Here is a 14,154-nt window from a genome sequence, read left to right on the forward strand (position 1 = left end):
AGGAAGCAGTGAACCGAATGCCTTCCACACTCCGCAGGACGCGCGCGATGGCCGAGCACATCCAGCGCCACGACCACCGAGAGTCGACCCACCTGGCGTGCGTCCGCTTCTTCCGCGCGCTCCGGGCCTACGAGTCCGCCTGGGGGAGCACGCCGGGACGGCTCCGCCGGGCGCTGGAGGACCTCAGGAGCGCCACCGCCGACCTCACCGGCGACCCCGAGGCCTTCCGGCGCGCGTTCCGGGACCCCCGTCACCGGGGCGCGCCGCACAGCCTCGACGAACCGCTGGCCGAGCAGCTGCGGACGTTCCTGGAGGCCCCGGCCTACGCGGGGGCGGGCTGAGGCGCCGGCTCCAGAAAACCTGCCCACAGGGCGAGCCAAAATCTCCATCGGCCAGAGTAGACATGCGCCGGAACCGCTGATACATTTCCTGTCGTAGCCACAGGGATCCACGAGGTGGACCACCGGAAACGCCGGTGGAGAGCAGGATCGGCGTCCCGCCGACACGGGAGACGCCGGGGTAGTGGGGAAGGACGCGGTAGGGCTCGACCGGTACGGAGATGTCGGACAGTACCGGGGGCCGGCAGGACCGCAGTGGCAGTACCGGTGTCCCGCCCGTGGGGGACCGCGCAGTAACGAAGCAGGTCGGCTCGACCGGTGCGCACGTGCATCAGGGCACCGGCAGCCGGTTGGACCGGCGTCCCGTCTTCGCGGGGGACGCCGTGGCGGTGAAGAAGGACGCGGTAGGGCTCGACCGGTGCAGAGACGTTGGACGGCACCGGGGGCCGGTAGGACCGCAGTGGCAGTACCGGCGCCCCCTTGTACGGGGGCGCCGCAGCAGGAGTGAAGTGCACGCAGTGAGATCGAGAGGAGTAGATGCCATCGAGGATCGCCCGGGTGTGGGTTGTTCCGCTCGGGTACCGCAGGCCCCGGTTCGGAAGAAGGTGGTCCACGGTCACACAACCGCGATCCCCGCGTTCCCGTTCCAGTTCCACCTCGGGAAGCGGAAGACCGGCAGCAGCCGGTAGATGGTATTGAACTCTCGGACCCCAGCGCCGTTCGGCGCTGGGGTCCTCGGCGTGCGATGAGGAGAGAAAGAGAAACGCTTGACCAGTTCCGGAACCAACCGGTTCGACGATGACGACTACCCCGCCTACACCATGGGCCGCGCCGCGGAGATGATCGGCACCACGCCGGCCTTCCTGCGCGCTCTGGGCGAGGCCCGGCTGATCGAGCCCCTGCGCTCGGCGGGCGGACACCGCCGCTACTCCCGCTACCAGCTCAGGATCGCCTCCCGCGCCCGCGAACTCGTGGACGAGGGCACCCCGATCGAAGCCGCCTGCAGGATCATCATCCTGGAGGACCAGCTGGAGGAGGCGCAGCGGATCAACGAGGAACTCCGCACCTCCGGAGGCGGGCCGCGGACCGACTGAGCGGTCGCCGACCCGGAGGCGCCCGGGACGGCACGGACTCACAGGACCGCTCCTGGGAGCCCGTCCCGCCCGGTGGCCTCACCCCGTCCGGCGCTCCCGGTGCGCCCGCACGACCTCCCGGTACCAGTGGTAGCTGTCCTTGGGCGTGCGTGTCAGCGTCTCGTAGTCGACCGACACGATGCCGAACCTGCGGTCGTACCCGTAGGCCCACTCGAAGTTGTCGAGCAGGGACCAGACGAAGTAGCCCCGCACGTCGACTCCGGCCGCGACGGCGTCGGCGAGGGCCGACAGGTGGTCCCGCAGGTAGGCGACCCGGTCCTCGTCGTGCACGCGCCCGTCCGCGGCGGGCACGTCCGGCTCCGCCGAGCCGTTCTCGGTGATGTAGACCGGAGGCAGCTCCGGATACCGGCGGTGCAGGTCGAGCAGGAGGTCGGTGAAGGACTCCGGGACCACGGGCCACCCCATGGTCGTGTGGCGCACACCCTCGACCGGGACCTGCTCCACCCCGATGTCGACGGCCGTGCGCGTGGCGGCCTCGGGCAGGGGCGCGTGGCGCACCCGTACGGGGCGGTAGTAGTTCAGTCCGACGAAGTCCAGGGGCTGCGCGATGGTCGCCGCGTCCCCGGGGGACCGGTAGCTCCCGTCGGCCATGGATCCCCAGGTGGCCGTCTCGTTCCGGGGGTAGTGTCCGCGCAGCAGCGGGTCCAGCCACACCCGGTTGTGCAGCGTCTCGGCGCGGTCCACGGCCTCCGCGTCCTCGGGCGAGTCCGTGGCAGGGATGAACCGGTCTGGGTTGAGGGTGATACCGACCTCCGCCGCGCGGCCGTGCCGTGCAGCGGAGGCACGCAGTTCCCGCGCCGCGAGACCGTGGGCCAGCAGCAGGTGGTGCGCGGCGGCCAGGGCGGGTGTGCCCTCCCGGGTCCCCGGTGCGTGGCGTCCCACCGCGTGGCCGACGAACGCCGAGCAGTGCGGCTCGTTCAGGGTGATCCAGCGCTGCACCCGGTCGCCCAGCCGGTCCGCCACCACCCGCGCGTACTCGGCGAAGCGCTCGGCGGTGGCGCGCACGCGCCAGCCCCCCTCGTCCTCCAGCGCCTGCGGGAGGTCCCAGTGGTAGAGGGTGGCCACGGGCTCGATCCCGGCCTCGCGGACGGCGTCGACGAGGCGGTCGTAGAAGGCCAGTCCCTCGGGGTTGACCGCTCCCTTCCCGGTCGGCACGACCCGGGGCCAGGCGATCGAGAACCGGTAGGCGTCCACTCCCAGTTCCCGGAGGAGTGCCACGTCCTCCGGGTACCGGTGGTAGTGGTCGCAGGCGACGTCACCGCTCTCGCCGCGGGCGACGCGGCCGGGCGTCCGGCAGTAGGTGTCCCAGATGGACGGGCCGCGCCCGCCCACGTCGGCGGCGCCCTCGATCTGGTAGGCCGCCGTCGCGGCCCCGAAGACGAAGCCGGGCGGAAGGGCGGGCAGCTCTGGCGTGGTCATGGTGTGTCTCCGATGGCTGTGTGCGTGGAGCGGCGTCATGGCCGGGGTGGGGGAGAGGGGCGGGGTCAGTAGCCGGCGGACTTGTCGACGACGTTCGCCAGGGGCCGGCCCTGGACGTGGCGCTCCAGGTTGTCGACGAAGATGTCCACCCCGCGGCGCCGCGTCGCGGCGGTCGTCGCTCCGTTGTGCGGGGTGACGACGACGTTGGGAAGGTCCCAGAAGGGACTGGCCTCCGGGAGCGGCTCCTCGGTGTGGGCGTCGAGTCCGGCCCCGGCGATCCATCCCTCGGTGAGGGCCCGCAACAGGGCTTGGTCGTCCACGATCCCGCCGCGCGAGACCACGACGAGGAACGCGGACTCCTTCATCGCCCTGAGCTCGGCCTCGCCGACCAGGTGCTCGGTGGCCGGAGTGTCGGGGGCCGTGACCACCACGAAGTCGCACTCGCCCAGCATCCGGTGCAGGTCCTGCGGGGCGAAGACGGCGTCCACGCCGGGGGAGGGCCGGTCGGTTCGCCGCCGTACTCCCACCACCCGCATGTGGAAGGCCGCGGCCTTGGCGGCCAGGTCGAGACCGGAGCGCCCCAGGCCGACGATTCCGCAGGTGAGGCCGTTGAGCTCGCCGTGCTCGAAGCGCTCCCATCGATGGTCGGCCTGGGCCCGGGCCCATCGTGCGGCGTCGCGGTTCAACATCAGCATCAGCATCATCGCGTGTTCGGCCAGGGGTATCGCGCCGTTGCCCGCGGAGGAGGTGAGGGTCGCCGGGTGCCCGGCCATCCCGCCCGCGAGGTCGGCGTTGACGCCCGCCGCCCAGCTGTGGACCCAGCGCACGGCGGACGCCGCGGCCAGTTCCTCCCCGCTGAGGGTCCCGGCGACGACGGTCGCCGAGGCCAGGAGGTCGGGGCGGTCCCCGGGCCTTTCCACGAACTCCACCGGGGCGCCCGCCGCGGCCGCGCGGATCCGCACCTTCTCTCCGGGGTCGAACCGCCCGCTCACGAGTACTGGTCCGTACTCGGGCACGCACATCACGTCCTTCGCTCGCTCTGGTAATTTTGGCCGAGATTGGTCCGACCGGTCCGGTGAGTATAGGGAAGGTGTGTGTCAGATGCCACAGGAGGGGCGTCCGGTCCTCCGGGCCGTGGAGCGGTCCAAGGTCTACTCCTCGGTCGCCGACCAGATCCTCGCCGGGGTGCGGTCGGGTGCTTTTCCCCCCGGATCACCGCTGCCCTCCGAGCGCGTGCTGGCCGAGACGTTCGAGGTCGGACGCGGTTCGGTCCGCGAGGCCATCCGCGTCCTGGAGCACGCGGGGGTGCTCGACGTGCGGGTGGGCAGCGGTACCTACGTGATGGGCGACGGGGGTTCCGAGGCGAACGTCCTGCGGGCCCGCGCCGCGGTCGCCGGGGAGCACAGCCCGTTGGACCTCATCGTCGCCAGGGCCTCGCTCGAACCGGTGTGCGCTGAGCACGCAGCGACCGCGCGGACCTCCAACGACCTGCGGGTACTGGAGGATCTGGTGCTCGAGCAGGAGCGCGTGGTCCGCGCGGGGGAGGACCCGTCCGCGGTCGACGCCGACTTCCACCTGGCGGTGGCGGCGGCCTCGCACAACAGCGTGCTCCTCGCCCTGGAGCAGACCCTGGTCGGGCTCATGCGCGAGCGCATGTGGAGCGAGCTCAAGGACCGCTCCCGCAGTAGGGAGAACCAGGCGGAGCACTACCTCGAACACCACCGGCAGGTCCTCCGCGCCATCGAACGGCGCGACCACCGCCGGGCGCGACAGCTGATGGCCGTGCACATGAGCGAGATCGAGACGGGTCTGCTGGGTGAGCTGGGCTCCTCGCGGGACGAGGGGCGTGCGGAGCGTCCCTGAGCGCTTGACACGGCGTGTGGTGCCCGCTTAGCTTCGCCATCGGTCAGGTGGTCGGACCAGTTGCCCCGGTCCGACCCGTAACGACGCCCGAGGGGAAAGCACCGTGCAGACACCGCGCTACGCCGTGAACTGTTCCATCATGATGAAGGACCGGCCGCCCGAGCAGAGGCTCGCGGCGGTCCGGGAGGCCGGCTTCGAGGCGGTCGAGTTCTGGTGGCCCTTCGCCGGGCCGACACCTCCGGAGCACGAGGTCGAGGGCTTCGTCGACACCGTCCGCGCTTCGGGACTGAGCCTGGTCGGACTCAACCTCTACGCCGGTGACATGCCCGGCGGCGACCGGGGCGTGGTCTCCTGGCCCGACCACGCCGACGAACTGCGGGCCCACACGGCCGTGGTGCGCCGTATCGCGGAGGCCCTGGGCTGCCGGTCGTTCAACGCCCTGTACGGCAACCGCCGCGCCGATGTCCCCGACAACGAGCAGGACGCCGCCGCCGTCCGCGCACTGGGGGAGGCCGCAGGCGAACTCGCCGAGATCGGTGGCACGATCCTCGTCGAGCCGGTCAGCGGAGCCCCGGACTACCCGCTGCTCACGGCGGACGAGGCGGTGGCGGTGATCGACCGTGTCGGAGAGGAGACGGGCGCGGACAATCTCGGCCTCCTCCTGGATGTCTACCACCTGGCCGTCAACGGCGACGACGTCCCGGCCGCCCTCGCCCGTCACCGGGACCGGGTGAGCCATGTTCAGCTGGCCGACGCGCCCGGCCGGGGCGCCCCCGGAACGGGCGGGCTCCCGCTGGGCGACTGGGTGCTCGACCTCGCCGGCAGCGGTTACGGCGGATGGGTCGCCCTGGAGCACGCGGGCGGGGGACCCTCCCCCTTCGCCTGGACGCGCTCCTCCGACCTGCCCGGTCTCCCCGGGGGCCCTGAGGCGTGAGGACCAGTCCCGGCCGGAGCACAGCATTCCGGTGGGCCGGACGGCTCGCCGGCACCGACGAAACGACCCAGGAGCTTGTGCAGTGAGTGTACGAACGATCGCGTTCATCGGCCTCGGCGTCATGGGAGCCCCCATGGCGGCCAACCTCGTCCGCGCCGGATTCGACGTGGTGGGGTACAACCGCAGCGCCGGGAAGAGGGAGGCGCTGGTGGACGCCGGCGGGCGCGCCGCACCCTCGGTGGCCGAGGCGGTGGCGGGAGCCGACGCCGTCGTCACGATGCTGCCCGACTCGCCGGACGTGGAAGCCGTGGTCCTCGGTGAGGACGGGGCCCTGGCGCACATGCGGCCCGGTGCGCTGCTCATCGACATGAGCACCATCAGGCCCGACGTGGCCCGTTCCCTGGCAGAGGCGGGGGAGGCCCGGGGGGTGCCGGTCCTGGACGCGCCCGTCAGCGGGGGAGAGCAGGGGGCCGTCGAGGCGAAGCTCTCGATCATGGTCGGGGGCGAGCCGGAGGCCTTCACCCTGGCGGAGCCCGTGCTGAACGCGCTCGGCGCGACGGTGGTCCACGTCGGGGCGGCCGGTGCCGGCCAGACCGTCAAGGCCTCCAACCAGCTGATCGTCGCGGGGGTGATCGAACTCGTCTCCGAGGCGCTGGTCTTCCTCGACGCGCACGGCGTCGACCGCGAGCGTGCGGTGCGCGTGCTCGCGGGCGGACTGGCGGGGAGCACGGTCCTGGACCGCAAGGCCGCGTCGATGCTCGCGCGCGACTTCGCACCGGGGTTCAGGGTCGACCTGCACCACAAGGACCTGGGGATCGTGACGGCCGCAGCGCGCGAGGCCGGCGTGGCGATCCCCCTCGGAGCACTGACAGCGACCCTGATGGGTGCGCTGAGCGCCCAAGGCCACGGATCTCTCGACCACTCCGCCCTGTTGTTGCAGGTGGAGAAGTTGTCCGGCCGTGAAGCGGAGGCCTCCGGCTGATCCGTCCACCCTCTCGGGCGCATTGTCAGTCTTGAAATCTTGACTGACAATGTGCCTATACTGGCTGCCGCCGTCGCGGAGCACCACCGGCGCGGAAGACGCCGGGCCCGCGGCGGCCACGCCGACGAGAGGACCAGCCACATGGCACAGGGTGTGACGGAGAGCGGGCCCGGGACCGCGGCCAGCGCGCCACGCACGTCCGACTGGCACCTGGGCGCGACACGGTGGACACAGCTCACACTGACGGAGAACGACCCCGGACGCTTCGATCCCGGCTTCTGGATCGACGTCATGCGCGAGACCAGGTCCAACGCGGCCTGCATCAGCGCCGGCGGCTACGTCGCGTTCTACCCGACCGACATCCCGTACCACTACCGCAGCGCCCACCTCGGTGACACCGACCCCTTCGGCACCCTCGTCGACGGGGCCCGCAGCCTCGACATGCACGTCATGGCACGGGTGGACCCCCACGCCGTCCACTCCGACGCCGCACGCGCGCACCCCGAGTGGCTGGCGCGCACCGCCGACGGTCGGCCGGTGGAGCACTGGGGCTACCCCGACATCTGGTTGACCTGTCCGTTCGGTCCCTACAACCGCGAGTTCATCACCGAGGTGGCCAGGGAGATCGTCACCCGGTACGACGTGGACGCCGTGTTCGCCAACCGTTGGCAGGGCCACGGCATCTCCTACAGCGAAGCGGCACTGCGCAGCTTCCGCGACGAGACCGGGTTCGACCTGCCGCGCCGCGAGGGCGACTCCTCCGACCCCGCCTGGCGCGCGTACGTGGTGTGGCGCCGGCGCAAGCTGAGCGAACTGGTGAGCCTGTGGGACCGGGCCGTGCGCGACATTCGCCCGCACGCCCGGTTCATCCCCAACCTGGGCAGCATCGCCGCCCGCGACCTCGACCGCGACATGCTGGCCAGGCATTTCCCCTTCTTCCTCATCGACAAGCAGGGCCGCTCCGGGGTCGAGGCGCCCTGGTCGGCCGGCCGCAACGGCAAGCGGAGCAGGGCGGTGTTCCGGGACAGGCCGGTCGGCCTCATCACCTCCATCGGCCCCGAGGACCACCAGCACCGCTGGAAGGATTCGGTGTCGCCGGGCGCCGAGACCACCATGTGGATCGTCGACGGCTTCGCCCAGGGGGCCTTCCCCTGGTTCACCAAGTTCAACGGCATGGTCCCCGACCGCCGCTGGGTACGGCCCGTCGCCGACGCCTTCGCGCTCCACGAACTGCTCGAGCCCGAACTGGCGGCCCGTGCGGTCACGGCGGACGTGGCGCTCCTGGAGACGGGCTCGGGCCCCGCGGGGACCGGGACGCGGGCCCACGAGGACGGCTTCTACCACGCCCTGGTCGAGGCCCGCATCCCCTTCGAGATCGTCGCGGAGCCGAATTTGACGGTGGAGGAGCTCCACCGGTTCAAGGTGCTCGTCCTCCCCGACGCGGAGCGGCTGAGCCAGGAGCAGTGCCGGACCGTCCAGGCGTTCGCCGAGTCCGGGGGGAGCGTCGTCGCCGCCCACAGGTCCTCCCTGGACGACGAGTACGGCACCCCCCGCGCCAACTTCGGACTCGCCGACGTCTTCGGCGCCGACCTGAGCATGCCTGTGCGCGGCCCCGTGAAGAACAACTACATCGCGCTCACCGGGGACCACCCCACCAACGCCGGGTTCGACGGCGCGGAGCGCATCATCGGAGGGACCGAGCTCGTCGGGGTGACCGCCCGCGCCGGGACCGAGGTGCCCTTCCGCTTCGTGCCCGACTACCCCGACCTGCCGATGGAGGAGGTGTATCCGAGGGAGCAGCCCGGTAGCCCCGCACTCATCGCCCGGGAGCTTCCCGGCGGAGGACGCTCGGTCTACGTCCCCTTCAACCTCGGGGCCCTGTTCTGGGAGGCCCTCCAGCCCGACCACGGGACCCTCGTGGCCAATGCCGTCCGCTGGGCACTCGGCGTACCGGAGCGGGTCCGGGTGCGGGGGCGCGGCCTGGTCGACCTCGCGGTGTGGGAGAACCCCGAGTCGGTCGCCGTGGTCATCGTGAACCTCACCAACCCCATGGCACTCAAGGGGCCCATGCGGGAGATCCTTCCACTCCCTCCGCAGGAGGTCTCGATCGCCCTGCCCGAGGGGGCGGTCGGTGCGCGCGCCCGGCTCCTCGTCGCGGGCGCCGATGTCCCGGTCCGCTTCCGGGAGGGCCGCGCCGAGGTCACCGTCGACTCCGCTGACCTCCTCGAGACCGTCCGGTTCACCTGGATCGGGGGTGAGGGGGCGTGACGGGACACGACCTCTGGTGGCAGCGGCCGTTCCAGATGTTCCAGACGAACCTGAGGGAGGTCGACGCCGGCCTGGACGTCGGCAGGGTCCTCGACTACCTGGAGGGCTTCGGCGCGAGTGCCTGGCTCCTCAGTGTCGGCGGCATCGTCTCCAACCACCCCACGGATCTGGACTTCCAGACCCGCAACCCTGCACTGGCCGAACGCCCGTCCGGCGACCTGGTCGGTGACGCGGTGGCGGCCGCGGGGGAGCGGGGGATACGGGTCCTGGCCCGGATGGACTTCTCCAAGGTCGATCACCGCCGCGCCGAACGCCACCCGGAGTGGTGCTTCACCGGCGCCGACGGCGCTCAGCAGGTGTACAACGGCCTGACCAGTGTGTGTCCGAGCGGGGACTACTACCAGCACCGCCTCTTCGACGTGGTCGACGAAGTGCTGGACCGGTACGCCGTCGACGGTTTCTTCTTCAACTGGATGTCGTTCAACGAGGTCGACTACAGCGGCGTCCACCGGGGCACCTGCCACTGCCTGCCCTGCCGAAGGGCCTTCGCCGACTTCGCCCCCGGCACCGAACTGCCCGCAGGGCCGCACTCCCCGACCTACCCCGTGTGGAAGAGGTTCACGGCGACCGTGCTCGACGAGCTGACCGCACGCGTGCGCGCCCACGTCAGTGCGCGCCGCCCGGAGGCGCCGCTCATCCTCGGGGATCGCGCCGACATCGTCTTCCACGAGGCCAACAACGCCGTCGGCCGTCCCCTGTGGCACCACCGGACCGCCGAACACGTCAGCGCGGCCAGGACGTATCGGCCGCGTGTTCCGGTGCTCACCAACGCCGTGGGCTTCGTCGACATGCCCTACCGTCTGGCAGGGGAGGAGCCCCACCACTTCGCCCAGTACCTGGTCCAGGCCGTCTCGCGCGGCGCCAACCCCTCCACCTACATCATGGGCACCCCCGAGGACGTCACCTACGAGTGCCTCGGCGTGGCCGGCGAGATGACCCGTTTCCACCGCGACCACGGCGAGGTCTATCGCGACCTCGCACCGGCCGCCCGAGCCCTCCTGGTGCGGCCGGATCCGCTGAAGCTCTCCCCCGCGCGGCTGGAGGAGGCCACGCACGAGTTCCGGGGACTGTACACGGCGCTCCTCGAAAGGCACATCCCGTTCGACGTCCTGCCGGAGCCGCGCCTTCCGGACGTCGGCGACCAGGGCCGCCTGGGCGACTACGGCCTGGTCGTCCTCCCCGACCTCGGGCCGCTGGAACCCGAGGGGGTCGGGGCCCTGGACCGCTTCGTCGCCGGAGGGGGAGGCGTGCTCGCCACAGGCGGGAGCGGGTTCGAGGGAGACGCCTTCCAGTTGGAGGGCTCCCCGGTGCTGCGCCGGACGGCCGTCCGGGACACCGTCGAGTCCGTGCGCTCGCTCCACCTGCGCCGTCCCGGCCGGGAGGACGCGCGCCGCGGGGGCGACCTCCCCGTCTTGGGCGCCTTCCACGTGGTCGAGCCCCTGCCGGACGCGGGGACGGACCTGCCGATGCTGTCCCGCGCCCCCTACGGCCCTCCCGAGAAGTGCCACGGCCACCTGGCCCTCGACCTGCCCGGCGCACTGTGGCGCGACCACGGACGGGGCCGGATCGCCGTCCTGCCCTGGACCCCGGGCCGCGCGTACCGGCAGGCGGGTCTGAGCGGGCACAGGGACGTGTTCGTCGAAACGGCGCTGCGCACGGCGAGGGGGCCCGTCCAGGTCGACACCGACCTCCCCGAGCAGGTCGAGGTGGTCCTGGGTGCCTCGGCGGCCGGGGGAGTGGTCCACCTGATCAACCACTCGGGCGATGTGCCCCAAGGGTTCCGGACGCCCCTGCCGGTGGAGGGACGCCGTCTGAGGGTGCCGTGGTGGCCGGAGCAGCCGTCGTTCGCCCTGTGTGCCGACACCGGGCTGGCAGGGGACGGCGAGGTCGTACTGCCCCGTATCGACCTCTTCGAGGTGCTGGTCAGGCCTTGACCCATCAAGGCCCGGTAACATTGTCAAACAAGTATTCATGGATTATTGACAGACCAGATCTGGGTCGGAAACATGTCCTATGAGGCTGCACACGCACCTGTGTGACTTCCCCCGCAGTGAAGGGAATGTGATGAGAGACTTCGATCGGCGCGCTTTTCTCGCGTTGACCGGCCTGGGCGCGATGGGGGCGTCCACGCTCCTGTCCGGCTGCGGCGGCAGCGGTTCCAGTTCTGCGCTCCGCTACGCCTGGTGGGGGAACACCGTCCGCCAGCAGACCTACACCCGGGCACTGGAGGAGTTCCAGGAGGCCAACCCCGACATCACGGTCGATCCGGAGTTCGCGGAATACACCGCCTTCCAGGAGCGCATGACCACGCAGATGGCGGCCCGCAACGTCGCCGACATCTTCTGGATCGCCTCCCCCCAGGTCATGACGTACGAGGCGAACGGGCTGTACCGCAGGCTCGACGACATCCCCACCCTGGACCTGTCCGACTACGGCGAAGAGGACATCGCGTCCTTCTCCCTGGGCGGCGAGCTCGTCACCATGCCCCACGGCGTCTTCGTCCCCGTCGTCCGCCACAACGAGACCTTCCTGGAGGAGGAGGGAGCGGAGATGCCGGGGGAGGACTGGACGTGGGACGACCTTGCCGAGTTCCTCGTCGACTACAGCGCCAACAACGCGGCGGGACGCAAGGGGGCGAGCTACACCCCCGACCAGGACATGGGCCTCGAGGCCTGGCTGCGCCAGCGCGACCAGGACCTGTGGACCGAGGGCGGCGACGTCGGCTTCGACGCCGAGGCGCTCGGCGACTGGTTCGAGTGGTGGCGCAAGCTCCTCGACGAGGGGGCGGTCCTGAGCCTGGGCGAGCAGGAGGGCATGCAGCCCGACTTCTCCACGGTCGGGGACAGTGTCCTGCTCAACTTCGGAAGCTCCAACCACATCATCGACGAAGCCACGATGTTCCCCGACTGGAAGTACCGGCTCCGGTCCGTGCCGGTCGTCGACGGCGCGGCCGACGGCCACCGCTTCCTCTACTACCCCCGCCTGGCCGTCTACCAGGGCATCGACGACGACAAGGTCGAGGCGGCCGGGAGGCTCATCGACTTCAGCGTCAACAACGCGGACTTCCTGCGGACCGTGGGTCTCACCATGGGGGCTCCCCCCAACCCCCGCGTCCTCGCCGCCTCCTACGAGTTCGCCTCGGAGGACGAGACGGAGATGCTGACCGTGGTGGAGGCGGAGCGGGCCGAGGAACAGCGGCCGCGGTACGAGGCTCCCCCTGGGACGGGCACCTGGCGGGAGGCACTGTCCAGGGCGTCGGAGAACGTCGCCCTGGGCAACGGCGCCGTCTCGGAGGTGGCGGAGTCGCTCATCGAAGAGATCCGGTCCGGCATCGACCAGGGGGCGTAGGGCGTGGCCCCCTCAGTGAAGCGCCGTCCCGCCGTCAGGCAGCAGGGGCGTGCCGCCTACGTCTTCCTCACCCCCTGGCTGCTGGGACTGTGCCTGGTGACGGCCGTCCCGCTCGGAGCCTCCCTCTACCTGGCCTTCACCGACTACAACATCCTCAGCACACCGAACTTCACCGGGCTCGCCAACTTCGAGCGCATGTTCGGCGACGAGCGGTTCTGGGCGTCCACGTCCGTCACCGCACGGTACGTGCTCGTCTCGGTCCCGCTCCAGCTGATGTTCGCGCTCCTCCTCGCGGTCCTGCTGGACCGCGGGGTGCGGGGGCTCGCGTTCTACCGCGGCGCCTTCTACCTTCCCTCGCTCCTGGGGGCGAGCGTCGCGATCGCCGTCCTCTGGCGGGAGGTGTTCGGACACCACGGCCTGGTCAACGACTTCCTCGCGCTGATCGGGATCGAGGGGCAGAGCTGGCTCCAGAACCCGTCCACGGCGCTCTCGACCCTCATCGTGCTCAACGTGTGGACCTTCGGATCGCCGATGGTCATCTTCCTCGCCGGCCTGCGGCAGATCCCCGAGGAGTACTACGAGGCGGCCCGCGTGGACGGGGCCTCGCGTGTACGGCAGTTCTGGCACATCACCGTCCCGATTCTCACACCGATCATCTTCTTCAACCTCATCCTGCAGACCATCGGCGCCTTCCAGACCTTCACCCAGGCACACGTGATCAGCGGCGGTACCGGCGGCCCGGTCGACTCCACCCTCTTCTACACGCTCTACGTCTATCAACAGGGCTTCAAGGCCTTCGACATGGGCTACGCCTCCGCGCTGGCCTGGGTCCTGCTGCTGGTCATCGGCGCCGTGACCGCGGTCCACTTCTTCCTGTCCAAGTACTGGGTCTTCTACGGAGACGACTGATGATCGACGCCGCACCGGTCGCGGGCGCACGCGGCCCCCGGAGCCGCCGACGCACGCGGAGCGCCATGCTCAAGCACGGCGCCCTGCTGCTCTTCCTGATCGTGATGATCTACCCGCTGGTCTGGATGATCGTCAGCGCCTTCAAGCCCGCGCACCTCATCCTGACCGAACCGGGGCTCGTCCCCACCGAGGTCACCTTCGAGAACTTCCGGGAGGGCTGGCACGCCCTCAACCGCCCCTTCTCGGTGTTCTTCCTCAACTCCCTCGTCGTGACCGTGGGATCGATCCTCGGCAACCTTTTCTCCTGCTCACTCGCGGCCTACGCGCTCGCCAGGCTGGAGTTCAGGTCGCGCCGCCTCTTCTTCGGGATCACCCTCGTCTCGGTCATGCTGCCGATGCACGTGCTGATCATCCCGCAGTACATCTTCTTCGCCCAGCTGGGATGGGTGGACACCTATCTGCCGCTGCTGATCCCCAAGCTGCTCGCCACCGACGCGTTCTTCATCTTCCTGATGGTGCAGTTCATCAGGGGCATCCCGCGCGACCTCGACCGCGCCGCGGCGATCGACGGGGCGGGCCCCTTCCGGATCTTCTGGCACGTGGTCTTCCCGCTCATGCGCCCGGCCCTGGTGACGACGACCATCTTCACGTTCATCTGGACGTGGAACGACTTCTTCACGCCGCTCATCTACCTGACGTCGACGGACATGTACACCGTGCCGGTCGCGCTCAGCGCGATGGTGAGCTCGGAGAGCCAGCAGGGGATCGGGATGCTGTTCGCGATGTCCCTGGTCTCCCTGCTGCCGGTCATCCTGTTCTTCGTCTTCGCGCAGCGCTACCTGATCCGCGGCATGGTCACCAGCGGCCTCAAGTAGGAGG

12 protein-coding genes are annotated in these 14,154 nt (G+C 70.6%); 10 read left to right on the plus strand and 2 right to left on the minus strand.

Going from position 1 to position 14,154, the window contains the following annotated elements; translation table 11 throughout:
- Positions 1-17: 17 nt before the first annotated feature.
- The gene (locus ABZ234_RS00610) at positions 18-341 is read left to right on the plus strand and encodes a hypothetical protein (RefSeq protein WP_355010382.1); all 324 of its coding nucleotides are present in this window, start codon (positions 18-20) and stop codon (positions 339-341) included.
- Positions 342-1,159: 818 nt separating this feature from the next.
- Positions 1,160-1,432, plus strand: coding sequence for a MerR family transcriptional regulator (locus ABZ234_RS00615; RefSeq protein WP_267950419.1), 273 nt, complete (start codon positions 1,160-1,162; stop codon positions 1,430-1,432).
- A gap of 78 nt (positions 1,433-1,510) precedes the next feature.
- On the opposite strand, the gene ABZ234_RS00620 is transcribed toward ABZ234_RS00615, so the two are convergent.
- Positions 1,511-2,911 carry a GH1 family beta-glucosidase gene (locus ABZ234_RS00620; RefSeq protein WP_355010383.1) on the minus strand — a complete coding sequence of 467 codons (1,401 nt, stop codon included), beginning with the start codon at positions 2,909-2,911 and terminating at the stop codon, positions 1,511-1,513.
- A 65-nt stretch (positions 2,912-2,976) separates the two neighbouring features.
- Complete coding sequence (locus ABZ234_RS00625; protein ID WP_355010384.1) at positions 2,977-3,933, minus strand: D-2-hydroxyacid dehydrogenase; 957 nt, start codon at positions 3,931-3,933, stop codon at positions 2,977-2,979.
- A 79-nt stretch (positions 3,934-4,012) separates the two neighbouring features.
- Here ABZ234_RS00625 and ABZ234_RS00630 point away from each other — a divergent pair, with 79 nt between their 5' ends.
- The 8 genes from ABZ234_RS00630 to ABZ234_RS00665 all read left to right on the plus strand — a co-directional run bounded on the left by ABZ234_RS00630 (position 4,013) and on the right by ABZ234_RS00665 (position 14,150).
- Positions 4,013-4,774 carry a FadR/GntR family transcriptional regulator gene (locus ABZ234_RS00630; RefSeq protein WP_355010385.1) on the plus strand — a complete coding sequence of 254 codons (762 nt, stop codon included), beginning with the start codon at positions 4,013-4,015 and terminating at the stop codon, positions 4,772-4,774.
- Positions 4,775-4,877: 103 nt separating this feature from the next.
- Positions 4,878-5,708, plus strand: coding sequence for a TIM barrel protein (locus ABZ234_RS00635; RefSeq protein ID WP_355010386.1), 831 nt, complete (start codon positions 4,878-4,880; stop codon positions 5,706-5,708).
- Between the two features lie 31 nt (positions 5,709-5,739).
- Complete coding sequence (locus ABZ234_RS00640; protein WP_355010387.1) at positions 5,740-6,690, plus strand: 2-hydroxy-3-oxopropionate reductase; 951 nt, start codon at positions 5,740-5,742, stop codon at positions 6,688-6,690.
- Between the two features lie 141 nt (positions 6,691-6,831).
- Positions 6,832-8,958: an alpha-amylase family protein gene (locus ABZ234_RS00645; protein WP_355010388.1), complete on the plus strand. Its 2,127-nt coding sequence runs from the start codon at positions 6,832-6,834 to the stop codon at positions 8,956-8,958.
- Positions 8,955-10,952, plus strand: coding sequence for an alpha-amylase family protein (locus ABZ234_RS00650; RefSeq protein WP_355010389.1), 1,998 nt, complete (start codon positions 8,955-8,957; stop codon positions 10,950-10,952). The genes ABZ234_RS00645 and ABZ234_RS00650 overlap by 4 nt, the downstream gene beginning before the upstream one ends.
- A gap of 130 nt (positions 10,953-11,082) precedes the next feature.
- Positions 11,083-12,366: an ABC transporter substrate-binding protein gene (locus ABZ234_RS00655; RefSeq protein WP_355010390.1), complete on the plus strand. Its 1,284-nt coding sequence runs from the start codon at positions 11,083-11,085 to the stop codon at positions 12,364-12,366.
- Between the two features lie 3 nt (positions 12,367-12,369).
- A complete protein-coding gene (locus ABZ234_RS00660) occupies positions 12,370-13,275 on the plus strand; it encodes a sugar ABC transporter permease (protein ID WP_355010391.1) in 906 nt (301 codons plus the stop codon).
- The gene (locus ABZ234_RS00665) at positions 13,275-14,150 is read left to right on the plus strand and encodes a carbohydrate ABC transporter permease (RefSeq protein WP_352985780.1); all 876 of its coding nucleotides are present in this window, start codon (positions 13,275-13,277) and stop codon (positions 14,148-14,150) included. The genes ABZ234_RS00660 and ABZ234_RS00665 overlap by 1 nt, the downstream gene beginning before the upstream one ends.
- The last annotated feature ends 4 nt before the right edge of the window (positions 14,151-14,154 follow it).

Source organism: Nocardiopsis sp. NPDC006198, from assembly GCF_040613895.1.
GTDB lineage: Bacteria > Actinomycetota > Actinomycetes > Streptosporangiales > Streptosporangiaceae > Nocardiopsis > Nocardiopsis tropica.